The sequence below is a fragment of the Confluentibacter citreus genome, from assembly GCF_002807055.1.
In the GTDB taxonomy this organism is placed as follows: domain Bacteria; phylum Bacteroidota; class Bacteroidia; order Flavobacteriales; family Flavobacteriaceae; genus Confluentibacter; species Confluentibacter citreus.
The window spans coordinates 205473-231088 of the sequence record NZ_NIXN01000004.1 but is presented as its reverse complement, the minus strand read 5'-3'; the positions used below and the strand labels follow the sequence as shown (position 1 = coordinate 231088).

General features: G+C 35.0%; 21 protein-coding genes and 1 tRNA gene. 12 read left to right on the top strand and 10 right to left on the bottom strand.

Annotated elements, in window-relative coordinates:
• Window positions 1–67 precede the first annotated feature (67 nt).
• From nhaC to CDH49_RS10110, 4 genes are all read left to right on the top strand, one after another.
• Entirely contained in the window at window positions 68–1549 is a 1482-nt protein-coding gene (gene nhaC / locus CDH49_RS10125) for a Na+/H+ antiporter NhaC (protein ID WP_100615396.1), read from the top strand.
• 204 nt (window positions 1550–1753) lie between these two features.
• The gene (locus tag CDH49_RS10120; RefSeq protein ID WP_100615395.1) at window positions 1754–2392 is read left to right on the top strand and encodes a peroxiredoxin; all 639 of its coding nucleotides are present in this window, start codon (window positions 1754–1756) and stop codon (window positions 2390–2392) included.
• A 21-nt stretch (window positions 2393–2413) separates the two neighbouring features.
• The gene (locus CDH49_RS10115) at window positions 2414–2725 is read left to right on the top strand and encodes a thioredoxin family protein (protein WP_100615394.1); all 312 of its coding nucleotides are present in this window, start codon (window positions 2414–2416) and stop codon (window positions 2723–2725) included.
• Window positions 2706–2963: a DUF6952 family protein gene (locus CDH49_RS10110; RefSeq protein WP_100615393.1), complete on the top strand. Its 258-nt coding sequence runs from the start codon at window positions 2706–2708 to the stop codon at window positions 2961–2963. The genes CDH49_RS10115 and CDH49_RS10110 overlap by 20 nt, the downstream gene beginning before the upstream one ends.
• A 79-nt stretch (window positions 2964–3042) precedes the next feature.
• Here CDH49_RS10110 and CDH49_RS10105 read toward each other — a convergent pair whose 3' ends face one another.
• Window positions 3043–3621 carry a fasciclin domain-containing protein gene (locus CDH49_RS10105; protein WP_100615392.1) on the bottom strand — a complete coding sequence of 193 codons (579 nt, stop codon included), beginning with the start codon at window positions 3619–3621 and terminating at the stop codon, window positions 3043–3045.
• A 243-nt stretch (window positions 3622–3864) separates the two neighbouring features.
• Here CDH49_RS10105 and tpx point away from each other — a divergent pair, with 243 nt between their 5' ends.
• The 6 genes from tpx (at window position 3865) to ribB (ending at window position 11074) form a co-directional block, all read left to right on the top strand.
• A complete protein-coding gene (gene tpx, locus CDH49_RS10100) occupies window positions 3865–4371 on the top strand; it encodes a thiol peroxidase (protein WP_100615391.1) in 507 nt (168 codons plus the stop codon).
• Window positions 4364–4732 carry a diacylglycerol kinase gene (locus tag CDH49_RS10095; RefSeq protein WP_100615390.1) on the top strand — a complete coding sequence of 123 codons (369 nt, stop codon included), beginning with the start codon at window positions 4364–4366 and terminating at the stop codon, window positions 4730–4732. The genes tpx and CDH49_RS10095 overlap by 8 nt, the downstream gene beginning before the upstream one ends.
• A 112-nt stretch (window positions 4733–4844) precedes the next feature.
• Complete coding sequence (locus CDH49_RS10090) at window positions 4845–7247, top strand: DNA translocase FtsK (protein WP_100615389.1); 2403 nt, start codon at window positions 4845–4847, stop codon at window positions 7245–7247.
• An 8-nt stretch (window positions 7248–7255) separates the two neighbouring features.
• On the top strand, window positions 7256–7897 hold the full coding sequence (locus CDH49_RS10085; protein WP_100615388.1) for a LolA family protein: 642 nt from the start codon (window positions 7256–7258) through the stop codon (window positions 7895–7897).
• A gap of 11 nt (window positions 7898–7908) precedes the next feature.
• Window positions 7909–9897: an LptF/LptG family permease gene (locus CDH49_RS10080; protein WP_100615387.1), complete on the top strand. Its 1989-nt coding sequence runs from the start codon at window positions 7909–7911 to the stop codon at window positions 9895–9897.
• Window positions 9898–9913: 16 nt separating this feature from the next.
• Window positions 9914–11074, top strand: a complete 1161-nt coding sequence (ribB, locus tag CDH49_RS10075) for a 3,4-dihydroxy-2-butanone-4-phosphate synthase (protein ID WP_100615386.1) — start codon at window positions 9914–9916, stop codon at window positions 11072–11074.
• Between the two features lie 270 nt (window positions 11075–11344).
• On the opposite strand, the gene CDH49_RS10070 is transcribed toward ribB, so the two are convergent.
• Both CDH49_RS10070 and CDH49_RS10065 read right to left on the bottom strand, forming a co-directional pair.
• The gene (locus tag CDH49_RS10070) at window positions 11345–12538 is read right to left on the bottom strand and encodes a DegT/DnrJ/EryC1/StrS family aminotransferase (protein ID WP_100615385.1); all 1194 of its coding nucleotides are present in this window, start codon (window positions 12536–12538) and stop codon (window positions 11345–11347) included.
• Window positions 12539–12554: 16 nt separating this feature from the next.
• Complete coding sequence (locus tag CDH49_RS10065) at window positions 12555–13184, bottom strand: NAD(P)H-dependent oxidoreductase (protein ID WP_100615384.1); 630 nt, start codon at window positions 13182–13184, stop codon at window positions 12555–12557.
• Window positions 13185–13381: 197 nt separating this feature from the next.
• On the opposite strand from CDH49_RS10065, the gene CDH49_RS10060 reads away from it, so the two are divergent.
• Together CDH49_RS10060 and CDH49_RS10055 are read left to right on the top strand one after the other, a co-directional pair.
• Window positions 13382–13466, top strand: a tRNA-Ser gene (locus CDH49_RS10060).
• Window positions 13467–14055: 589 nt separating this feature from the next.
• Window positions 14056–14271, top strand: coding sequence for a hypothetical protein (locus CDH49_RS10055; protein ID WP_100615383.1), 216 nt, complete (start codon window positions 14056–14058; stop codon window positions 14269–14271).
• Here the strand turns inward: CDH49_RS10055 and CDH49_RS10050 are convergent.
• From CDH49_RS10050 to CDH49_RS10020, 7 genes are all read right to left on the bottom strand, one after another.
• The gene (locus CDH49_RS10050; protein WP_100615382.1) at window positions 14237–16297 is read right to left on the bottom strand and encodes a hypothetical protein; all 2061 of its coding nucleotides are present in this window, start codon (window positions 16295–16297) and stop codon (window positions 14237–14239) included. The two genes, CDH49_RS10055 and CDH49_RS10050, sit on opposite strands and share 35 nt — an antisense overlap.
• Before the next feature lie 297 nt (window positions 16298–16594).
• Window positions 16595–18325 carry a DUF2207 domain-containing protein gene (locus CDH49_RS10045; protein ID WP_100615381.1) on the bottom strand — a complete coding sequence of 577 codons (1731 nt, stop codon included), beginning with the start codon at window positions 18323–18325 and terminating at the stop codon, window positions 16595–16597.
• Window positions 18326–18328: 3 nt separating this feature from the next.
• Entirely contained in the window at window positions 18329–18883 is a 555-nt protein-coding gene (locus tag CDH49_RS10040) for a LemA family protein (RefSeq protein WP_100615380.1), read from the bottom strand.
• A gap of 473 nt (window positions 18884–19356) precedes the next feature.
• A complete protein-coding gene (locus CDH49_RS10035; RefSeq protein ID WP_100615379.1) occupies window positions 19357–22410 on the bottom strand; it encodes a type I restriction endonuclease subunit R in 3054 nt (1017 codons plus the stop codon).
• 67 nt (window positions 22411–22477) lie between these two features.
• Window positions 22478–23314, bottom strand: a complete 837-nt coding sequence (locus CDH49_RS10030; RefSeq protein WP_100615378.1) for a hypothetical protein — start codon at window positions 23312–23314, stop codon at window positions 22478–22480.
• 11 nt (window positions 23315–23325) lie between these two features.
• Window positions 23326–24606: a restriction endonuclease subunit S gene (locus CDH49_RS10025; protein WP_100615377.1), complete on the bottom strand. Its 1281-nt coding sequence runs from the start codon at window positions 24604–24606 to the stop codon at window positions 23326–23328.
• Window positions 24607–24611: 5 nt separating this feature from the next.
• Window positions 24612–25616 (bottom strand): virulence RhuM family protein, encoded by a 1005-nt coding sequence (locus CDH49_RS10020; protein ID WP_100615376.1) that lies wholly within the window; start codon window positions 25614–25616, stop codon window positions 24612–24614.

The following is a 25616-nucleotide window of genomic DNA, read 5'->3' as shown; positions in this document are numbered from 1 at the left end:
AGAACAGTAACCATTTGCATAGCGTTTACGAAAATTGTATTATTACGAGGATAAATTCTAGAATAATATGGATAGCCAAAACATAAAACCAACACTACCACAAGACGAACATATTGTTGAAAACAAACAATTAAGTATTTGGGAAGCCTTAATTCCTATATTCATACTTGTAGGTATGTTGGCTTATAATGTCTTTGTTTTTGGTAATGATGCGTTGAGTGGCTCCAATCAGTTTATATTATTACTTGGAGGCGCTGTTGCCGCCATCATTGGTTTTTTTAATAAAGTGACCTTTGCACAAATGATGGAAGAAGTAGCCGAAAATATTAAATCGACTACCGGTGCGCTTCTTATTTTACTCATGGTTGGAGCACTTGCTGGAACCTGGCTAATAAGTGGTATTATTCCAACGATGATTTATTATGGTTTACAGGTTTTAAATCCCACAATATTTTTGGCTGCTTGCGTCATTATTTGTGCCATTATTTCTGTTGCTACAGGAAGTAGCTGGACCACATCTGCTACGGTGGGTATTGCTCTTATTGGTATTGCAGATGCTTTGGGGGTACCTTTAGGAATGACGGCAGGTGCTGTTTTATCTGGTTCGTATTTTGGAGATAAAATTTCGCCCATGAGTGATACTACAAATTTAGCACCCGCCATGGCTGGAAGCGATTTGTTTACGCACATTCGATACATGCTTTACACCTCAACGCCAACCATCATCATTACGTTGATCGTTTTTGTTATCATTGGTCTGAATTTGGAAACCAAAGGCGTTGCAGATACAAATACGCTTTTAGAAGCTCTTGAAAAATCCATTAATGTGAGTCCTTGGCTGTTTATAGTACCCATACTGGTTATTTTTTTAATTGTTAAAAAAACATCGCCATTGATTGCACTTCTAATTGGCACATTGCTAGGTGGTGTTGCAGCCCTTATTTTTCAACCTAATATTATAACAGCAATTGGTGGTGGCACAACTTTAGATTTTTCTACTGGATACAAAGGCATGATGAATGCCATCACGGTTGAAACCTCGATACCAACAGACAACGAAGCCTTAAAAGGATTGTTTACGTCTGGAGGAATGAGCAAAATGATGGGAACTATTTGGCTCATATTATGTGCTATGGTGTTTGGCGGTATCATGGATGCCATAGGTGCATTGACAACCATTAGCAAAGCCCTTTTAAAATTATTCCATACTACTTTTGGCTTATTTGCAAGTACGGTAGCGAGTTGTTTGACTATTAATATCACCGCGAGCGATCAATACCTTTCTATTGTGGTGCCTGGTAAAATGTATGCTAAAGCTTTTAAAGATAAAGGATTGGCTCCAGAAAATCTATCAAGAACCTTGGAAGACAGCGGTACGGTAACATCTGTTTTAGTACCTTGGAATACCTGCGGCGCTTATCAAAGTAGTGTTTTAGGGGTTGATACCTTACACTATGCTGGTTATGCCATTTTTAATTGGTTGAGCCCATTTATGACATTACTTTTTGCGGCATTCAAAATAAAAATTAAAATGCTGACCTCTAAATAATTTTCCATAAAAAAACACTACCATTTTATCAAGTCTATATTTTCAAGCATCATATTTTACCTAATTATTAAAGCAAGGTGAGGTTTTTTGATGCCATATTAAAAATCTATTACCTTATAAAATTTAATAATTAATATTTATCAAAAAGACTGTATCGTTGAACTAAGTTTGCACAAAATAATAATTTTAAAAACATTAATACATATGACATTAGTTGGTAAAAAATTCCCAAATTTAAACGTTGACGCCATGAATGATATGGGCGATACTTTTAAAGTAAACGTTCTAGAAGAAGCTGTTAACAATAACAAAAAAGTACTTTTATTCTGGTATCCAAAAGATTTTACTTTTGTTTGTCCGACCGAATTACACGCTTTTCAAGCAGCCATTGGTGAATTCGAAAAAAGAAATACGATTCTTATTGGTGCTTCTTGCGATACTCCAGAAGTACATTTTGCTTGGTTAAACACATCAAAAGATAATGGCGGTATAGAAGGTGTTACCTATCCTATCCTTGCAGACAGTAATAGAAACCTTTCCAGCATTTTAGGTATTTTGGATATTACCAAAGAAACCTATGATGAAGAAACTGGCACAGTTTTATTAGAAGGTGACAATGTTACTTACAGAGCTACATATTTAATTGATGAAAATGGTTTGGTGCAACATGAAAGCATTAATAATATGCCTTTAGGTAGAAATGTGAATGAGTATTTGCGTCTAATTGATGCCTTAGCCCACAATCAAAAACACGGTGAAGTTTGTCCTGCAAATTGGGAAGAAGGTAAAGATGCGATGAGTGCTAACAGAAGTGGTGTGGCTAGTTATTTAGCTTCTCACTAATAAATATAACACATACAGAATATGGAAGAATTATCAGAAGATAACTTGCAAGAGATTATTAATAGTAACGACATTGTTGTTGTACAATATGCTGCAACTTGGTGTGGAAACTGCCGAATTATGAAGCCAAAGTTCAAAAAATTGTCTTCCGAAAATGAGCATGCTAAGTTTGTGATTGCTGATGCTGAAAAATTTCCAAATTCAAGAAAATTGGCAACTGTAGACAATTTACCAACATTTGCTACTTTCAAAAATGGTGCATTTGTAAATCAAGTTCAGACAAATAAATTTGAGGTTTTAAACGATTTAGTCAATGAAGTTACCAGTAATTAAACATCTTACTCAATTTATTGAGGATAATGATGAGGATTTTGTGGTTGAAACCATTGAAACACTTGAAGCACTAACTGAAGTATCTTCTTTAAAAGATGAAGAATTGGATGTGATTGGCGAACTAATTTCAAACATGTATGGCGCCATTGAAGTGAATAAAATGATAAAAGAAGGCACGCCTAAAAAAGAAGCTTTAAACACTTTTATGCAACGTGTTTTGGGGTCAATTGATAAGTAGAAAAACTAAAATTTGATAATCAAAAAAGCCATTTCATTAATAATGAAATGGCTTTTTTATTGACTAATTCTTGTGTTATTTATGATTTTGGTAAAAGTACCGAATCAACTACATGAATAACACCATTAGATTGGTTAACATCTGCTATAGTTACTTTTGCGGAATTTCCATTCTCATCTGTAACATATACCTCTTTTCCTTTTAACCAAGCGGTTAATGCCCCTCCACTAACCGTTTTAATCATGGCTTTACCATTACCATCTTTAATCATTTTAAGAACGTCTTTTGCATTCCATTTACCAGCTACAACGTGGTATTTTAAAACGGTTTGTAAAGTCGCTTTGTTTTCTGGTTTTAACAAGTTTTCTACAGTGCCTTTAGGTAACTTAGCAAAAGCATCATTGGTTGGAGCAAATACGGTAAATGGTCCTTCACTCATAAGCACATCCACTAAATCTGCAGCTTTAACAGCAGCAACAAGTGTGGTGTGGTCTTTTGAGTTAACAGCATTTTCTACAATATTTTTTGTAGGGTACATGGCAGCACCTCCAACCATTTTAGTATCTTCTTTTGCCATTTGACCTTGGGAAAAAACAGCAGTTGACGTAATTAATGCCATGGTGAATAAACCAGTTTTTAATAAATGTAATGTTTTCATAATTTCAAGTTTAGATTAAACAATTTTTTTAGATTATACCACACTAACGAAAATTATCAAACATCGGTTTTAAAAATTTTTGCTTGTTAACATTTTATTAATAGACCAAAAAATTCAATTATTGTGTTAACCCCAGTAAATACATAGTCTAATCAAGATTTTTAGTGTTTGAATATTATTTTAAAACATTTCTGTTTATTACCTAGTAATGTCTATTTTTGAGCCTAAAAAATAAACATCTTTATGGCAACTATAACATTGGGGGGAAATAAAATTGAAACATCAGGCAACTTACCTTCTGTAGGCTCAAAAGCACCTAATTTTGAATTGGCTTCACTGGATTTGTCCACCAAAACATTGGAAGATTTTAAAGGAAGTCATCTTATATTAAATATTTTTCCAAGTGTCAATACAAGGGTATGCTCATCGTCTGTAAGAGCATTTAACAAAACGGCGGCGTCTTTAAATAATGTAAAAGTGCTTTGTATATCCAGGGATTTACCTTTTGCGCAAAAAGAATTTTGTGCTGCGGAAGGCATTGAAAATGTGGTTATGCTTTCTGACTTTAAAACAGGAGCTTTTGGCAAAACCTATGGATTACTTATAACAAGTGGTGCGTTTGACGCATTACATTCCAGATGTATTATCATAATTGATAATAACGGAAGTATTATTTATACCGAACAAGTTCCAGAAATTGGTCAGGAACCGAATTATGAAGCAGCCTTAAAAGCTTTGGTTAATGAATAAAAAAGATTCTTTCTTAGTTAGTAGAATAAAAAGTATTGGCTATGCTTTCAAAGGGGCTTTGTTTCTTTTGAAAACTGAGCCGAGCATTAAAGTGCAATTTGGAATAGGAATTATTATGACTATTGCTGGTTTTTATTATCAAATATCAACAACCGAATGGCTTATTCAATTTTTGGCAATCGGATTGGTTGTTAGTATTGAGGGCATTAATACAGCTATTGAAGAACTAGCAAATTTTATACATCCAGAACATCATAAAAAAATAGGAAATATAAAAGACATCGCTGCTGGTGCCGTGTTTTTAGCTTCTATCTTCGCTATTGTTGTTGGTTTTATTATATACATTCCTAAAATTTTTTAAAATACTATTACCTTTAGGATAAACGTTAGTAATTTGTATTTTTGCTTAATTGTGAAAACAATTAAGTCCTGAACTGGTTTCAGGATCTCAATTTTGAAACAACAATCCATTAATGGCGAAGAAAAAAACCGAAACTAATAAAACACCAAAAAAAACCTTAAAAATGCCAAGCTTTAAGCTATCTAGCCAGCAAAAATTGGTACTAGGGAGCTTTTTAGCTATTTTTGGTATTTTGCTATTTATAGCCTTTGTATCTTTCTTTTTTACCGGGGAAGCAGACCAAAGTAGCTTGGCAAATTTTGCATCACGTGAGACCGTGTCTAAAAATTGGTTAAGTAAAAGTGGCGCTTGGTTAAGTGATTTTTTTATACATCGTGGATTTGGAGTTTCTTCATTCATATTTTCTGTACTTATTTTTCTGTCTGGCGTTTATGTCTTGATGGATATTGATAAGGCAAAACTCAGAAAACATTGGTTTTGGGGACTTATAGTCATTATTTGGCTATCTACTTTTTTTGGCTTTTTTGTCACTTTAAATGATAATCTTGGTGGCGCTATAGGCTTTGAGTTAAATTCGTATTTACAAGATTATATTGGCATCATAGGTACTGTTCTCCTACTCCTATTTTGTTTGATAACCTATTTGGCGATTCGCTTTAAACTGACTTTTGAAAGTTTTGCCAAACTGTTTTCTTTTGCGAAAAAAGATATCAAAGAGGAGTTTGCCACGAATAGGGACGATGAGTTTTCTATGACTTTTGATAATAATCTTTCCGTTGAAGCTGAGGATATTAAATCGGCCTTTGATTTACCTGTAGAAGTTGAAGACATTCCCAAGGAAAAAATTATTAGGAAAGACAACGCCTCTGCATTAAAAGTAAACGTTGTTGCCGATGACGATGACATGGAAATGGACGAATTGGAAGCCATAGAAATGAAAGTTGTGAAAGTTAAAGAAGAACTGTCTGAAACTGACAATCTAGCCAATAAATTGGTTGAGGACTTCGGTCAATTCGACCCAACTCTAGAACTTGGGAACTATCAGTTTCCACCTTTGGATTTATTGACAAAATACGATTCTGAAAGCATCACCATCAATCAAGAAGAGTTAGAGGACAATAAAAACAAAATTGTAGATACCCTAAAAAATTACAGTATTGGTATTGCCAGTATTAAGGCAACTATTGGGCCAACGGTAACCCTTTATGAAATTGTTCCAGATGCAGGCATTCGTATCTCAAAAATCAAAAATCTAGAAGATGATATTGCCCTGTCGCTTTCTGCGCTTGGTATTCGTATTATTGCGCCCATTCCTGGTAAAGGAACCATTGGTATAGAAGTGCCTAATAAAAACGCAACGGTTGTTTCCATGCGCTCGGTCATAGCCTCTAAAAGGTTTCAAAGTTCCGATATGCAACTTCCTATTGCCTTAGGAAAAACCATTAGCAACGAAACCTTGGTGGTAGATTTAGCCAAAATGCCACATTTACTTATGGCGGGTGCTACAGGACAAGGGAAATCGGTTGGGCTAAATGCCGTTCTAACATCATTACTTTATAAAAAACATCCTGCAGAAGTGAAGTTCGTTTTGGTAGATCCGAAAAAGGTGGAACTCACACTTTTTAATAAAATTGAGCGCCATTATTTAGCAAAATTACCAGATAGCGAAGATGCTATTATAACAGACAACACAAAGGTTATCAATACCTTAAATTCATTATGTATTGAAATGGATAACCGTTATGAACTGCTTAAAAATGCACTTTGTAGAAACATTGCAGAATATAACGTGAAATTTAAAGCCAGAAAATTGAATCCGAATGAAGGCCATCAATTTTTACCATATATTGTTTTGGTGGTTGATGAGTTTGCCGATTTAATTATGACTGCTGGAAAGGAAGTAGAAACCCCTATTGCAAGATTGGCCCAATTAGCTCGTGCCATTGGTATCCATTTAATTATTGCTACCCAAAGACCATCCGTAAACGTGATCACTGGTATTATTAAAGCCAATTTCCCTGCCAGAATAGCTTTTAGAGTAACTTCAAAAATAGATTCAAGAACTATTTTGGATAGTTCTGGTGCCGACCAACTTATTGGTCGCGGCGACATGTTGTTCACACAAGGAAATGATGTTACCAGGGTACAATGTGCTTTTATTGACACGCCTGAAGTTGAGCGATTAACAGACTTTATAGGGTCGCAAAAAGCCTATCCAGAAGCTTATGCCCTACCCGAATATGTTGGGGAGGAAAGTGGCATGAGTATTGATATAGACATCTCCGAAAGAGATAAACTATTTAGAGATGCAGCCATTGTTATCGTACAAGCGCAACAAGGTTCTGCTTCTTTGCTACAGCGTAAATTAAAATTAGGTTACAACCGTGCAGGACGATTAATCGATCAATTAGAAGCTGCGGGTATTGTAGGGCCGTTTGAAGGCAGTAAAGCCAGACAGGTTTTAATAACAGATTTAACATCTTTAGATAAGTTTTTAGAAAATGAAATTTTATAAATAAAAAAATGAACATTAGAAACACCATAACCTTATTATTTTTAACACTAGCCCTTAATAGTTTTTCGCAAAATAAAGGCAAGGCGCTTTTAAACGAAGTATCCCAAAAAGTAAAAAGCTATCAAAACATTTCCATCGATTTTAAATATGTTTTAGAAAATACGGCTGAAAAGATAAAGCAAGAAACACGTGGCGATGTGATTTTACAAGGAGATAAATACAAATTGAACATACTTGGTATTACGCGTTTGTTTGATGGAAAAAAGCTGTATAGCATCAGTCCTGAAGATGAAGAAGTCACTATTTCTTCGCAAAATGAAGATTCTGAAGATAACATAACTCCTAGCAAAATGCTTTCGTTTTATGAAGAGGGCTATACCTATGCATTAGATATAGAACAAAATGTGCAAGGCAGAAAAATTCAGTATGTAAAATTGACTCCTATCGATTCCAATTCAGAGATTAATTACATTCTTCTAGGCGTTGATGCACAAACAAAACATATTTACACACTCATTCAAATTGGAAAAAATGGTACCAAAACAACATTGACCGTTAATTCTTTTAAAACAAATGAGCCTTTATCGAAAACCTTATTTAACTTTGATGCCACTAAGTACAAAGACTACTACATCAATAAACTAGATTAGGTTAATTACGTGTGAAAATATTAGACCGCTACATACTAACAACGTACCTTAAAACTTTCATTAGTGTGTTTTCCATTCTCATACTAATTTTTGCACTACAAACCATTTGGCTGTATATAAGGGAATTAGCTGGAAAGGATTTAGATATTTGGGTCATATTTAAATTCCTGTTTTATTTTTTACCAAAACTCATCCCACTTGTATTGCCCCTAACCATATTACTAGCGTCCATCATGGTTTTTGGAAGTTTTGCCGAGAACTATGAGTTTGCCGCTATGAAATCTACGGGTATTTCGCTCCAACGTGCTATGTCTGGGCTGAGTCTTTTTATAGTGATTCTTGGGTTTACGACATTTATATTCGCAAACAATGTGATTCCTTGGGCAGAATACAACTCCTTCAATCTTCGTACAAATATTGCAAAGTTACAACCTGCAATGGCCATTGCTAAAGGTCAGTTTAATGAAGTTAATAATTACAATATTAAAGTTGAAGATAAAAGTGGTGATAATGATAGGTATTTAAAAAATGTCACCATTCATATAAAAGATGCTGCTGGAAGACGAATTGCCGAAACCATAAAATCCAAAACCGGAGAGCTTATAAGTAATGAAGAGTCCAATGTATTGAAACTTGTCCTTAAAGACGGTAACTATTATAATGACTTACTTCCCAAAGACGTTGTAGAAAGAGAAAAAAAACCATTTGCAAAAAGTACGTTTAAAACCTATACCATAAACATCGATTTATCGCAAATGAATAATGTAAATATTGACGATAAATCTTTAACAGACAAATATAACATGCTTAATATTAGCGGACTAGACTATACACTGGATTCGCTTACCAATAAGTATGAAGAGGAACATCAGGTATTCTCCAAATCTCTTTACTTACGCAGTAATATAGATAAAAATGCTGCTGCTTTAACAAAAAGAATGCAGTTAAAAGATAGTACAGCAGTTAAATCTGATTCCATATATACTGGAAATATTCTAGATTTATTCACAACAAATAAAAAAGTTCAATTTGTAAGAACATCCGTTAGCACTATAGGTAACGATCAACAGTTCCTTGAAGTAAAAAAAACCAATATAAAAACAGATACTATTATTTACAACAGACATATTATTTCATTACATGAAAAATTAGCACTGGGTTTTGCGTGTATTATTTTGTTTTTTGTGGGAGCGCCTCTTGGTGCTTTAATTCGGAAAGGAGGCATTGGACTCCCAATGATTGTCGCTATTCTTATTTTTTTAACTTACCATTTTATTGGTATTTTCGCCACAAATAGTGCTAAAAGTGGTGGTTTAAATCCGCTTATCGCCCCTTGGGTTTCTACACTAATCATGCTGCCGTTGGGTATCTATTTTACGAAAAGAGCTACCGAAGATAGAGGGTTGTTCGAAATGGATCATATTATGGAACCTATCAAGAAAATGTTCAATATCAAAGAAGATGACTCTATTGATTATAAGTTTTTATACAAATTCAAAAACGAAGAACTCATAAATGTTATCAATAATTATGAGTTGTTGGGATATCATGAAGGCATTCGGTATGAAGCTATCAATTTATTGAACCAAAGGGGACAAAAAACGGAAGATTTACTTGATAAAATTAAATTCAACAGTGATTATTCCAAGTCCCAAACCTTGTTTAAGGATTTTAATGACCACTCTAAATTCTCTATTGTACTTTATAGCATAGGCGTTGTTTTATTGGTACTGTTTTTCGTTTTTAGAAATAACAAATTACCATCACTAGCATCATTTTCTATACAGTTTAGTTTGATTTCATTGGTATTATTTGTTGTATATTATTTAAAATCCATGTTTAATTTGGGACAGTTTTTTAAGCATATCAACAAAAAAGTAAAAATTCCTCATATCATTTTATTAATTGTAGGCCTGCCGTTGTATATGATGACTTACCCATTTTTAAAATCCAAAATCAAGGAAGACTTAAAACAAAATTGTTTAGATTTTTTAAAATAAGCAATACCTTTGCAACATGATGATTGAGACCGAACCAAAATACAATATGCAACAGTTTAAATTAAATACCATTCATGATGCTATTGAAGACATTCGAAATGGAAAAGTGATTATTGTTGTAGATGACGCTAACCGTGAAAATGAAGGCGATTTTGTAGCCGCCGCAGATAAAGTGACGCCAGAAATGATCAATTTTATGGCAACTCAAGGTAGAGGCCTAATATGTGCGCCACTTACCGAAAAACGTTGCAAAGAATTGCAATTGGACATGATGGTAACCATCAATACAGACCACATGGAAACGGCCTTTACAGTCTCTGTCGATTTAAGAGGCCATGGCGTAACTACAGGAATTTCTGCAGCTGATAGAGCGAAAACGGTAAAATCCTTGATTGATGTAAACACAAAACCGCACGATTTGTCAAGACCTGGGCATATTTTTCCTTTAATAGCAAAGGAAGGTGGCGTGTTAAGACGCACAGGACATACAGAAGCCGCCATCGATTTTGCAAGATTAGCAGGTTTACAACCGGCTGGTGTTATTGTGGAAATCATGAATGAAGATGGTAGCATGGCACGATTGCCACAGTTAATTGATGTTGCAAAAAAATTGAATCTTAAAATCGTTTCTATTGAGGACTTGGTTGCCTACAGAATGCAACACGATTCGTTAATTGAGAAAAAAGAAGACTTTCAAATTGAAACCAGATTTGGAAGCTTTAGATTAAGAGCCTATAATCAAACCACTAACAATCAAACACATATAGCATTAACAAAAGGACAATGGAAAGACGACGAACCAGTGCTTACCAGAATCAATTCTACCTTGGTTAATAATGATATTTTAGGAACCTTAACCAATAATGTTGATGAGCAATTAAATAATATGTTCAAGGTCATTAATGATGCTGGCAAAGGTGCCATCATATTTATCAATCAACAAATTCAGTCCAGTGATATATTAAGCCGATTGACTTTTCTAAAGGAAAATCAAAAAAGCAATATGGTAACCAAAGCACCAAAAATCAATATGGATAATAGGGATTTTGGTATTGGTGCCCAGATATTGCACGATATCAACATCCATAAATTGCGATTGATTTCCAACACCGAACAAACCAAACGTGTTGGTATGATTGGTTATGGTTTAGAAATTGTAGATTACGTGAAGTATTAATTTCACTTTTTGAGTGAAATTAATTATTTTTTATTGCTATTTCTTATTCTTAAGCATATTAATTTTCCCGTTGTGCATTTGCAACTTTATCATTTCCTAAGTGTCAGTTCGAGTGAAATTCTTTTTCAGAATTTTGTATCGAGAACCGTTATTAGTTGTAAAGCTTCTCGATACAAATTTACTCGAAGTGACATTTAGGTTATTAATTGTGTTTTTTAGTTAGCTTGTCAGTTCGAGTGATTCGCCTAAGCGAATTGTATCGAGAACATATTATAAAATCCCCTTAATTATCTCAACCATTTTAGAAGCCCTGGCTTTCACCTCATCTTCCGTCCATGACAACTTAATTAGACAAGAGATGTTTCTGCCAATATAATGGTCGGATTGCGGAAATTCCTTGGTTTTGAGATATGCTAATCCTTCTTTCACTTCGACAGATATAGGAAAAAGAGACTTCAAATCTTTTAAATGGTCCCACTTTCTAATATAATGCCAATTGTTGTCGTAGTAATGAAAACACCCATCCACACCATGTTCCTTAAAACCTTTGGACACACTTTGGGCGATTTCCAAAGTTGGTAAAAAGAAATTCAAAAAGGCATAGCTTTCTTCACCGCCTTCAGGAACGGTTCTAAAAGTAACTTCTTGAATCGTTGATAATGCATCCCGTAAGATGCTATAATGTTTCTTTTGAAGACTTAAAAACTCCGGAAGTCTTTTAATCTGCGCCAAACCAACCGCAGCATGAAGCTCAGAGATCCTGTAATTAAATCCTAAAAACGGATGTGTTTCTGCACCTCTATCATTTCCTATATGGTCATGGCCATGATCGCTGTAATGGTCGGCATTCAAATAATACGTTTCATTATTGGTAATCACCGCGCCACCTTCACCACAGGTAATGGTCTTCACAAAATCAAAAGAAAAACATCCTAAATCCCCAATGCTTCCCAAAGGTTTTCCTTTGTAAGTACCACCAATGGCCTGACAAGCATCTTCAATTAGCAATACATTATGCTTATTGCAAATACTTTGTAAAGCATCCATATTGCCCATACTGCCGCACATTTGCACGACCATAACCGCTTTGGTTTTTGATGTTATGGCGTTTTCTACCGCAACAGGATCTAATGTTAAGGTGTCATCAATATCCACCAAAATGGGAATCGCCCCCAATGCCATAATGGCTTCAAAGCTTGCTACAAAAGTAAACGTTGGCATAATGACCTCATCGCCTGCTCCAACGCCCGCAGATGCCAACGCAATGGTTACGGCTGCCGTACCGCTAGACACCAATTGCGCATGTTTGGTTTTAAATGTGTGCTGTAATTGCGTTTCCAATTCTTTAGATTTCCAATGGCCATGTCGCATGCCATCAAAACCATAACGCATCAACACACCATTTTCTAAAACATCATTCACTTCTTTTCTTTCGGCGTCACCAAATAATTCAAATCCGGGCATATATTTTATTTATAAATTATAATTCAATTACAGTATCTTCTATGTTTTTCCTCACTTTTAAAAAGCCAGAAAACATATCGTCTTCAGCTCTGTAACCAACAGGAAGCAATAAAGCGGATTTCAATCCGAGTGCTTTTAAATTCAGAATATCATCATATTTACTAGGCACAAAACCTTCCATGGGACAAGAATCGATCCCTTCCATAGCACAAACAGTCATTAAATTTCCTAAGGCAATAAAAGCTTGATTCATCGACCATTGTTGTTGCTCTATCACGGTCATGCGTTGCATGGTGTCAATCAAATTCTTTCTATACGGACTTAAAATGGTTTCAGAAGTATCACGTATGGCTCTTATGTTATCAAAATAATCATTCACATCTTTGCTGTCAATGGTTTCCTTAATACAAATGACCAATAAATGGGAAGCGTCCAACACTTGGGATTGCCTATAGGCGTGCTCCACCAACAACGTTCTCACATCGGGATCGGAAACAACCACCAAACTGATGGTCTGCAAACCGAAAGACGTGGCTGTTAAATTAAACGCCTGCTTTAATATATTTAATTTAGAGGCCGATAATTTTTTAGTTTTATCAAACTTCTTGGTGGCATATCGCCATTCTAACTGTTTTATAGTATCCATATATCCATGTTACGGAAGCACAAAAATAAGATTTGAAAGTTGGTTTTTTATTACAATGATGCATTTATTTCGATATAAATCGATTAATATTTAGCCTAAATAAAAAACTTTTAAAAAGTTAGGCTTTTATTTGAAAGAAATAAAAAAGGGTTCTATATTTGCACCCGCATTCAGCGAATAGCTGATGAGACGCTTTTGGAGAAATGGCAGAGCGGTCGAATGCGGCAGTCTTGAAAACTGTTGAGGGTCACACCTCCGGGGGTTCGAATCCCTCTTTCTCCGCAAACAAGCGCGAGGCTTGAAATTAGAAAAACCACCAAGTTTTACTTGAGTGGTTTTTTTGATTTTAAGACTTCAGCATTTGCAAAATGCTGTAAGAGGGATGTTGGCACAAAATCCCTCTTTCTCCGCAAAAGGAAAACCCACAATTTACATTGTGGGTTTTTTATTTTATGGAAAAAGCAAAAGCACTTTTAGCTTTTGGAATAAAATAAAAAAGCAAAGCAAGCGATAGCTTGATTGAGTTTTCTATGCTTGCTCAGGATTACCTTTAGGGAACATTGAAAATAATCCCTCTTTCTCCGCAAAAAGCCCCATAATGAATTGATTTATGGGGCTTTATATTTTTAGTTGACAGTTTAGTTGATAGAAGTCAATTTTAAGGATTTAAAACAAAACCCATTCTAATATAATTAGAAACGTTAAAATGTATAAAATCAAAATTGGATTATTAGTTTTAATATTTTTTGAATTGTTATCTATAAATTTTTCATATAGTCAGACTAGTGACACTTTGAAGCTAAATGACAACATCTCGGTCAATAGTAAGCCCTATATGAAATGGTGAAGCAAAAAGAATATTGGAAGCTACATGCAAATTGTTAATGCTACCAAAACATCTTTATCACCAGGTTATTCACTTCCCTTAAATTATTACATTTCGGGTTATGGGTATATAGATTTTACATCCGCTAAGACATTTTTTTCATCCTCTGCTGAAATCATTAATTCAAACGAATCACTTCTATTAGCAATGGCTTTTTTAAGAGACACTATTCAGCAGCAAACACCACATTATATGTTTTAACCACGCCATTATAATCAAATTTCACCACAGCTTTTCCGGTTTTCGATTCCGCTTGTGTTATAGCAACTTTTACTTTTGAATTGTCTGAAGATGCTGATACCGTCGGTATATGATTGGTTCCAGTAGGAAGTGTATAAGTAGCCTCATAAAGATCATAACCGACAATACCGTTGGCGTTTGTGGATCTTACAGGTGTAGCTGGTATATCTATTGCATTTCCGTTAACCATAATACTTACTACAGGTGGAACAGGACGAACAATTTCCTTTTTGTTTGAGCTAAATCCCAGTCCTGCTAAATCGAAAAGACCCTCCGAGTCAGAACCATCGACTACGAGAAAAATCGCATGTTTTTTGTCCATATTGTCAACAATCGATGAAACGTCTATTGTGAATTTTGTGGTTTCTTGAGCAGCGTTTACAGGTACATTTATTTCACCAATTTTTTTGCCCTTCCAGGTATCATTATCCCAAGGTCCGTCTAGCCAAACGTTAATCTTAAATGCATTTTTTGTCTTTGGTGCAAGAAATAGATTAAATTCTGTTTTGTTATTAGGACTGGTTCCTTCAAAGGCTTTCAATCCTTTTGTGTCTTTGTCAAGACCACCAAAACCAAAATACTTATAACCTATAATATCACCATTCTTCACATCAGTAATGGGCATGTTATTATCCCAAATATCCCATGAATCCTGTTGGCTGCCTTGGTTTGAAAGGTAACTGGCATATCCCGCCGAGTAATATTGATAGGGATCGAGGCCATAAATGTGGAAGCCTTCTGAAGTTACTTCGGCACCATTATACTCATTACCTTGGCCGTCTTTTAGTGTCCATGTATTATCCTCCGTATAAGGGTCATATCCTTTTATTATAACTTTCCCTCCTTCTGCCACCGGTTTTTCATCCCATTCAACTTTGACTGGCGACACCATAGGCTGACGTGCAAATCCAAATCCTCTTGGTGCCCTGTGATAGAAAACATAATACTGGTCGTTAATCAACTGGATGCTACCATGTGTGTTATGACCTGAATAAGTTGTTTGCAATTTACTTCCGTCCCTATTGAGGACAACAGCTCGTGAATCTACCAGAACGCCACCGCTTTTCCAAGGACCCATCGGAGAATCGCCGTAAGCATAGCGCAGTGTGGAATTTGATCTACCAAGCCCATAATCGGGCCCTGAATAGCCGCTGTACACCCATACATATTTATTGCCAATTTTACGAATCGATGCAGCCTCAAAGAAGCTAAATGCAGCAGGGTCTTCACCCGGAAAAATACGGGTATTAATAAAACTTTGAATAGCCGTTGTACCAGGTCGGAGCGAATACATTGTATTCTGATCTAATTCACCGGCTGATGATCTCTGGAATCCCCAGAATCCATATGCTCTGAAACCGATTTCATAATCAGGATCTTTTGGGTCTGTAATATAATCAATATATACTGCAGGATCGAAGCCCATAGTACTTCCCTCTAATGTCCCCGTTCCGTCTTCAGTCATGTTAATGGGGGTAAAAGGTCCATCAGGGCGGTCTCCTTTGGCTACCATAGGTTCTCTGCCCCTACCACGACTGTGCGGGTAAAGAATGTATTCCTTTGTGCCGTCCTTTTTTTTCACCTCAACTAAGTCGGGAGCATACATAACATCCCATTGTTCACTTATTGGATATGTGAAAATGGCACCTTCATCACGCCAGTTAGATAAGTCATCTACTGATGCAGACCAAGCCCTTATATCAGGTCCACAGTAACTTCCATATCGAACATCGTGTGATCCTATGATATAAATGCGGTATTTCCCTGGGTTGTCGGGATCTTCAAAAACACGGGGTTCACCATCGGGTAGATGTTCCCATAATGGCAAATATGGATTACCAACCGCATTGTAGGTGAATTGATCTAATGCATGGTCGTTTTCCGACTGATTATTTTGCCCATTTGATTTTTTACTACAAAATAATACCATAGCCGTAATTAATAGAATTACTTGCGACCTTTTCGAAATAAATAAAATTTTCCTCATTCTTAATCTTTTTTAGTACACCAATAGCTAATATATTTTCAATAAAATCGGGGTGCTTTCGGATGTTTTTACTTGGATGTTTCTAATTTGTTTTTGATTTAAAAACGTACAACAAATACAAAGATAGAAATTAAAATTAGTTGATCTCTAGTATCCGTAAGTCGTTTGCGACTTTGTTGATAAATCGGTAGATGGTTTAAAATATGTACACTTGCGAATATTAGGACAAACCTTTATAGCCCCCGTTAGTGTGCTATTGCAAAGGGTTCTTAATAAGAACTGAGTTAAAGTGACAATCTACCAGCCGCCACCGCCACCGCCGCCACCGCCGCCACCAGAGAATCCACCACCGCCCGAACCACTTCCACTACTTGAAGGTGGTGTCGCAGACCTGCTAATAGAATTGGATAACGATGCATTTAACGAATGGTTAAAGGTCGAGAAGTTGGCAACGCGACCAGCATACCACGTTGGTTGATAGCTTTGGTCAATCATCGCTTTGTTGATTAGGTTCTGGAATTTTTCTCCCCAAACATCTTCAGCTCCCAATACAACAGCATAAGGCAATAGTTTTTCAAAAATTTCTGGTGTTAAATCTGGTGGATTAAAGTGTGCAATTTGCTTTTCTTCGGCTGCACTCATGTACATTTTAAAACCTTCAATCGATGATTTAAGTTTCAATTTTTCTAAACTAGGTTTTCTAATTAAATATTGGTAAATCAAAAAGAAAGTAATGTTTAAAACCAAGAATAAAGCGAATACCAAACCATCACTTTCTCCTTCAAAGTATTGCGAAGCTAGAAAGACAAATGACACTACATAAGCGATTATAGTGAAAATTGGAATTAACCAAAATTTATAATTAAAGCCTTGATAAATTAAACCATGATGCTGTTTTCTTAAAGATGCTTGAAAGGCAGACACTGCGCTTTTTACTTTGGAATCGTATTTGCCATCTAAGGTGAGCGTGGTTGTGCCAGAAAATAATTTTGAGAACAGCAGACTTTCTTCATCATTGAGCATCCCAGAATCTTCCTTTAATTTATGGATGAAAAACTTTTTGCTTTTAAACAATCCGAAAATATGCTCCTGGATATCTTCTTCAATTTTAAGATAGCCCTTTACTGCTAAATTTAAAATGGTGCCTGTAATTAAATCGCCATGATAGCGTAGTTTGTCTAACATGCCTACTGAAGCTGGAGTCATATTATTTGGAACTTCGAACTGTGGAATTACTGTTGGCTTTGACGGATCGATACCAAATCTCAACCAAGTGAATCCGTAATAAAACAAGAGTGCTAAACTGATAAATCCGCTTAAAATTAGAGCTCCAAACTTTTGAAAAAATGTTGGAGGTGCAGGTGGAGGTGGTTGGCTAACTATACCTTTACTAAAACCTACAGCCACAGTTAAATTTTCGCCAGCTCTTAAATTATCAGCACTAAAGCTTATGATATTCTCAGATAGTGTTGTTGAGCTACAGTTGGTACTATTGCTACCATACCGTCCAGTATAGCAAGCATTTTGAATAATGTTTCCACCTGAAGGAAGTGTGATTTGACTGGAAACCTGACCAAAAGGTAAAGCCCAATCAAAACCATTGACATTCCAGTATATTTCATCATAATTTTCAAAAAAGCGAATTTGTCCACTCATGCTATACGTAATGGTATAGTCGTATTCACCTTCGCTTAAAAAGACATCACTGTCACCTACATAAATGGTAATATTACCACTTCCTTTTTCCGTATGATATTTAGATACGCTGCCATCCTTTTCGACCGATAGAATTTTGAAATCTTGCTTTAAACTTTTACCCGAACTATCAACTCTTACCGTTGGAAGCGTTCGCGTAATTCCTCTTTTAAAAATATTTCCGTTGGCATAAACTTTAATGGACTCTTTTACAGTAATTGTACTTGAGGTATCTACTAAAATATCTGAATGAAAAGAAAGAACTCTTTCACTTTGCGAAAACAAAGAAAAAGAGTTCGTAACTAATAGTATAATAAAAAAAAGTTTCTTCAACGCTTAAAATTTTACTTGTGGATTTTGTCTTTCAGCTTCCGTGTCAATTTCAAAAAATGCTGCTTTTTTAAAGGTGGTCATCCCAGCAATAATATTTGAAGGAAACGAATCAATTAAAATGTTATAGTCGCGAGTCGTACCATTATAGTAACGTCTTGATTTTTCAATGTCAGATTCTATAACAGACAATTCGTTTTGTAAGCTTAAAAAATTCGCATTTGCTTTTAGCTCAGGATATTGTTCAGCAACAGCATATAAGTTTATTAAAGCCCTGTTTAACTGATTTTCGGCAGCTTGTTGTCCTTCAACCGTCGTCGCATTTTGAGCTTGGTTTCTAGCTTTTGTGACATTTTCAAAGGTTTCTTTTTCATGGCTTGCGTAACCTTTTACAGTTTCGACCAAGTTTGGAATTAAATCATAACGTTTTTTTAATTGCACGTCAATACCACTCCAGGCTTCAGCTACGAGTGTGCTTAGCTTTACCAATCTGTTGTAAATACCAACTCCATAAAAAGCTGCCAAAACTGCTAGCCCAATTAATGCATATAATAGTATCATAGTAAATTAATTATTAATGAACTCATCTTGACTTTTTCTATTTCCTAAAAAATGGCTAAAATTAGCCCATATTTCGTTCCTTTTCTTGCGCGTAGCGATGCTATGCTCTTCAAAAAGGAACTCATCTGAACAAATTTTATCTCATTTTCGGTTAAAAACAAAAAGTCAAGATGAGTTCAATATTTAAGAATTAAAGATATTGAAAAATTAATAAAAATTGCTTCGATTGAAAGTATTAAAGAAATTTGATTAACTGATGGGTATTAAACTGAATATAATTCAGTTACCCTAAGGCAACTTAAAAATCGGGAATCCTGGCTATCACTGATAAAAATTGAAGGTTATCGGAGCATCTTTCTCCATAAAATAAAAAAGCAAAGCAAGCAATCGCTTGATTGGGTTTTCTATGCTTGCCCAGGATTACCATTTAGGAGCATCAAAAACAATCCCTCTTTCCCCGATGAATTAATGCTTTAAATAGTATTCTTACCTCCAATATTAGCCATTCGCTTCATCGTATCAATAAAAGCTTGATGAAAGGCTTCATCTTTAGCGTAAAGTTTATACAAATTCAATTCGTTCTTTCTTTGTTGCGACATGATTTCATCTAAAATTTTCTTAAATGCTAAATCCCTATTTGTAGAATCATTATTTTCTGCCACTTTAGACAAATAATCTGGATGTGCTTGTATTTGCTTTGTTAGTGTAACAAATTTAATTCTTTGATCTTCTGGAGTGACATCCCAACCTTGAAACCATCTTTCATTAAAGCTTGCAATAATTAAATCTAATGGATCAATCTCTTCATCGCCATCATATGCGCCTCTAGGATTTGGGTTTTGAGGATCAAGTTCTGTTTCACTGGCGTCCAAAACAATAGATTCGTTCAACTTAACACGTTCTAGTCCGTAGGTTGACAAATCAACTGAATCCAATAACCCATCTAAATCAACAATTGTACTATCTGAGATTATTAATTTAGGGATTAAAAACTTTAAAAACCAAAATAACTTTTCCCAATTCAAAACTTCATAAGGAAGTATAGAAGCCATTTGACCATAGATTTTAACAAACTGTTTCGCCTTAATTTTAAAATCTGCTTTTTCGTTATCTTCTAACTCTAATTGTTGGTTGAACCTATGGGCTGCAACATCAATTATGGGACTTAATTCTTGTGCATTAACTTTATTAAAATATTTGGTCACAAAATCCTCTACCTCGTACCATTCATAAACACCAACTTCATCTAAAATCCCTTTAATTTCATGCAATACATTCACATCGGTTGCACTATTTAAGGATGTTGCTGTATAGAATGGGTCAAAAGATGTTTTTATATCATCAACGGAATTAAAGAAATCCAACACAAATAAATCCTCTGTTTTCTTCCCTAATTTATCTGCGGCTCTGTTTAGTCTGGATAATGCTTGAACCGCCAAAACACCTTGTAGTTTTTTGTCAACATACATGGCTGTTAGTTTTGGTTGGTCAAAACCAGTTAAGTATTTATTAGCAACGACTAACATTTTAAAGTGGTCTTCATTAAATTTATCTCTAGTATCTTTTTCTGCAAATCCATTTATACTTTCTTCGGAATATTCAAAGCCATCAACCATTTTTTTACCCGAAAAAGCGATAGCAATTTGAAACGGATTTCCTTTATCTCTTAATATGCTTTTTAGCGCAAAATAATATTTAATAGCCGATTCAATACTTTGTGTTACTACCATGGCTTTCGCTTTACCCTTTAGTTTCTTTTTGTTGACAATATTGGTAACAAAATGGTCAAACATGATTTCTGCTTTGGTAGCTATGGTTTGTTTCTCTCTTTCTACATAGGCCCTTAATTTTTTTTGAGCTTTAGTAGTGTCAAACAACGGATTATCTTCAATAGATTTTTCTATTTCATAATAACTTTTGTATGTGGTGTAGTTTGCTAAAACATCTAAAATAAATCCTTCTTCTATGGCTTGCTTCATAGAATATAAATGAAACGGTTTGAATGTGCCATCGTCTTGTAAAACACCAAATTTCTCTAATGTGTTTGGCTTCGGTGTTGCCGTAAAAGCCAAATAAGAAGCATTCCCACGCATTTTTCTGGAACGCATGGCTTCAATAATTTTGTCTTGTGGGTCATCACTTTCATCATCTTCGGTATTGACCTTTCCCATCGCACGGTTCATATTATCTGAAGCAGAACCACTTTGACTACTGTGTGCCTCGTCAATAATAACGGCAAAACGCTTGTCGCTTAAATCGGCAATGCCATCTATAATGAAAGGGAATTTTTGAATGGTAGTAATAATAATTCGTTTACCACTTTCAAGACTTTCTTTTAATTCTTTAGAAGAATAAGCCGGAGCCACTATATTTTTTACTTCTGAAAATTCTTTTATGTTTTCCCGTAATTGTTTGTCTAACAAACGTCTGTCAGTAACAACTATAACGGAATCGAATAACGGATTGGAAATGCCTTTACTTCCTGGAATGGCATCACTTTCAGGATAGGTTTCAATTAACTGATAAGCAGCCCACGTAATAGAATTGGATTTTCCCGAACCTGCTGAATGTTGAATTAAATAATTTTGCCCTACCCCTTTTTTACTGGCATCTGCAATTATTTTGCGAACCACATTCATTTGATGATATCGAGGGAAAAATAAGGTTCTTGTGTTTAAATTATCTTTTTCTGAACCATCAAAACGTACAAAATGCTGTAAAATATTAGCAACACTTTCCCTTGTTAAAACCTCATCCCACAAATAGGATGTTTTATGTCCGAAAGGATTGGGAGGATTCCCTTTTCCGTGGTTATTACCTAAATTAAAAGGTAAAAAGAACGTGTCACCACCATTCAATTTGGTAGTCATATAAACCTCATCGGTATCTACGGCAAAGTGAACAACACATCTCCCAAAGTTTAATAAAGGTTGTGTGGTATCACGCTTAAATTTATATTGGTTTTGTCCGTGCACTTTGGCATTTTGCCCTGTCCAATGGTTTTTAAGTTCCATTGTGGAAATTGGCAACCCATTTATAAACAAAACCATATCTATTTCTTCCCTTGGATTGGTTATCGAATACCTTAGTTGCCGAGTGACACTAAACTCATTTTTATCAAAATTATCTTTAACCGATTGACTGCTACTAGCTAATGGCAATACAAAAAATAGGGTAAAATGGGCATCATCAACATCTAAACCTTTGCGAAGCAAACGCATGACGCCATACTTTTTTATTAATCTGTCCAGCCGTTCTAGAATCTTTAACTTCCAATCAGTTTGTTTTTGAATTTTAACTAATTCTTCGTTTTGTGTAGTTTCTAAAAAATGCCAAAAGCGAACCTCATCTATAGCATATTTGGCATTAAAATCATTTGCCAAACCTATATAATAACCATTTCCTGCACGATACAAGGCATTTGGTTCGTTAAGACCATTGGTTTCTTTTAGTATTTCTATACTAGAACCCGTAAGTATTTTTTCAATGGTTTCCTCTAATGCTTGTTCGTTGGTTTGGCTTGGCATAATGGTATTCCTTTATTTTTTAATATTTTCTAACAAATTTTTTAAAATTAATCATCACTAAATCTCACTAATATTCAGTTTCCTTTTCAAACGCCTCTCTACAATCATACTCCAACAAATTTCTAACCAATGACTCATATTGCTCGTTAGACAAAGCGGGTGCTACTATCGTATATTCATCAATCAACAACCAATTATTGGGCAAATGCTGGTTTAGCACTTCATTGGTTATAAAAATCATATTCCCATAGTCTGAAATAGTATCATCTTTTGTAAAAATCAGATAATCATATTTTTTCAAAATGTAGTTGACTTCCCTGTTGACCAATTTAAGTATTTTTCTACTTTCACCACCACTTTCTAAAACAGTATCGCTTTCCGATAGCGGAAGCTCGTATTGCACTTTTAAAATGAGTGCCTGCAATCGCTCTTGCCAACCCTCTTTATCGCTTTCTATTTTTAGAAAAACAGAAGGGCCAATATAAAATTCTCCTTTGGGGCCAAATAAGGTCATGGTAGAGGCGTCATGTTCTACCAGTGTTTTTATTAAAATGGCATCCTCACCAAACGTACGCTTTTCAATTAACGAAGCAATATGCTGACTTTTTACCGGTTCCCCCTCTAAGAAATAGGTTGAATCGGGAACAAAATTTACAAAGTAATTTAAAATCCAGCGACCAATATTCCTGTCTGCTTGGTTGGATAATATAGTTGTTCTCAATTCATAACCATAGGCTTCTTTCCAAAAATCGATACCTCTAACGGAACTTATATCTTGATAAAAATAAAAACCATCTTCCGATTTTTGTTCGCCTTGTAACTGTTCTATTCTACCTTGTAAAAATGCGTAAAGGTCATTGGCATCAATGGTTCTTGCTGTATGTATTGCTATTATTTGGCTCATGTTCTATTATATTAACAAACCCTTACCTTCCCAGTTACAACCCCATCTATCAAACTCATTTTATACTCCTTCAACTTCTCAATTTCTTGCTCTTTTAAGGAAATGGCAGTGGCGATTTTTGTTGTTTTATCATTTAAAAAATTTCCTATTTCTTCTTGTTCATTTATTGGAGGTAATAAAACAGGCATTCTTTTTAATAAATCTTGGCTTAAAGATGCTCTAATTACAAGATTCATTTCTTTTATAAAAAAAGCTCTATGGGTTGAACTACTGAAATAATATTTAGAAAATTCTTTATGTAATATATTTTTTTGAGTTCTAAAACGAATAAGGAAACCTGCAAAAGTTGCATTCTCAATAGTTTGTAAACAAGTTGATGAAAATCCAATTTCTTCAACAGTTTCAGATGTTCTCGTAAATAAAATATCTCCTTCTAAAACTGAATATTGATTTCTGTCTTCAATTGATGATTTTACTAAACCATTAACCAATAATGGTAATTTTATATCTCGATATACATCACCATAACTTACAAATGGAAATCCAGTACCAAAATATTCACCACCTTTGCTAATACCATTTTGCGTTTTTCCAATGTGTCTCAAAGGCGTTACCTTCCAATGCTCCGGAATCTCTCCAATCCATTCCACACCGCTATCTTTCAACTTTACCTTATCATTTAAACCTCTAGTAACGGCTTTATGAATGAGTATTTGTCTGCTTTCTTTAAGCAGCTCTATTTGTTTTTGTTTGATGGCAATGGCTTGATCTATTTTGGTGGTTTTTGTTTCAAGAAAATCAGCTATCTTGTTTTGTTCTTCGAGTGGTGGAAAAACAAGTTCACAATTAGCTATATGCGTAAAACTCAAAGTTTGCCTAACTCCAGAACCCAAAGTTTTCATATAAACTACATCAAAAATATGTAGCAACCATTTATAATAGTTTTTATTCAGTTTAAGATTATTGTCTAAAATTATATAGCCCGAACTTACCACAACCTCTTTATCAGAAAGTGCGATTCGTAAGCTGATAAGGTCATAGTTTAAATTTAAAGGATTTATTAGAAAATCACCATCTGACAAAACTTGATAACTTCTTTTTGTTGATTCAGGTATTTTTTCGTCATCTTTATAAACGACTTTACCAAAACTAATGGAACCGCATGGTAAGTCTACGTCAGTAGTTTTCTTTTTCTCAGAAAAAATATGTTTGAATTTCTTTTCTTCCCAATGCTCCGGAATTTCACCCAACCATTCCACCCCGCTGTTTTTGTAGTTGTTGTACTGTTGCATGGCGTTTAGGGTTTTAGTTTTTTAATGTCGTCTTCAATTTCTTTTAAACTTTGCTCTTGTTGGAGCTGGGTTTGTGCGGTTTTGTATTTTTGAAATTCTTGCTCAGATTTGTCCATTGCCATTTGATGCGAAATGGTGCCGGCATGCGTTAAAATTTCTCTGCCGTTGAGTTGTAACAAACTGTCTAATCGTGCAATCCAATCGTCCATATACATGGGTGTTTGCTGTTGTGCCATGGTTTCGGCAAAGGCCAAATATTGCTCTACCAAAAGACCTAACAACTTCATTTCATCTTCGTTTAGATAATTTTTGGCAATGCTTACTTCTTGTTTTTGTATGCTTTTGGTTTCTTTTTTATCATAAGATAGCATGCCCATTAGAGGCAAAGAAGCATCTACTCTGCGATACACCAATTCGGCTGCCGTGTTTTGCGAAATAGCCCAAAGCAATTTGTTTTGTACTTTTTTAAAAAATGCAATGGTTTTTTCGTCCTTGGGGTCATAATCTATACTGGTGGCATAAATATCCTTTATTTTTTGATAGAAAAACTTTTCGGATAAACGAATTTCACGAATGCGGTTTTGCAATTCGTTGAAGTAATTCATAGAAGTTCCTGTTTTAAAACGCTCATCGTTTAAAGCAAAACCTTTGATGATGTATTCTTTTAATCGTTGGGTAGCCCAAATACGAAATTGTGTACCTTGTTGTGATTTTACACGGTAACCTACCGAAATAATGACATCGAGGCTGTATAGATTTACTTCAACTTCTTGTGTTTTTCCAGCAATAGCACCATGTTGAGTGGTTGTTCGGAATTTCCGAACAACCATATTTTCGATTAATTCCCCTTCTTCAAAAATGTTTTTTATATGCTCGCTTATCGTGGCTTTCGATTTTTGAAACAATTCACACAATTGAGCTTGTGTTAGCCAAACGGTTTCTTCTTCTAAACGAACATCTACTTTAATGTTGCCTTCTTGGTTTTGATAAATTAAAATTTCTGATGCCAT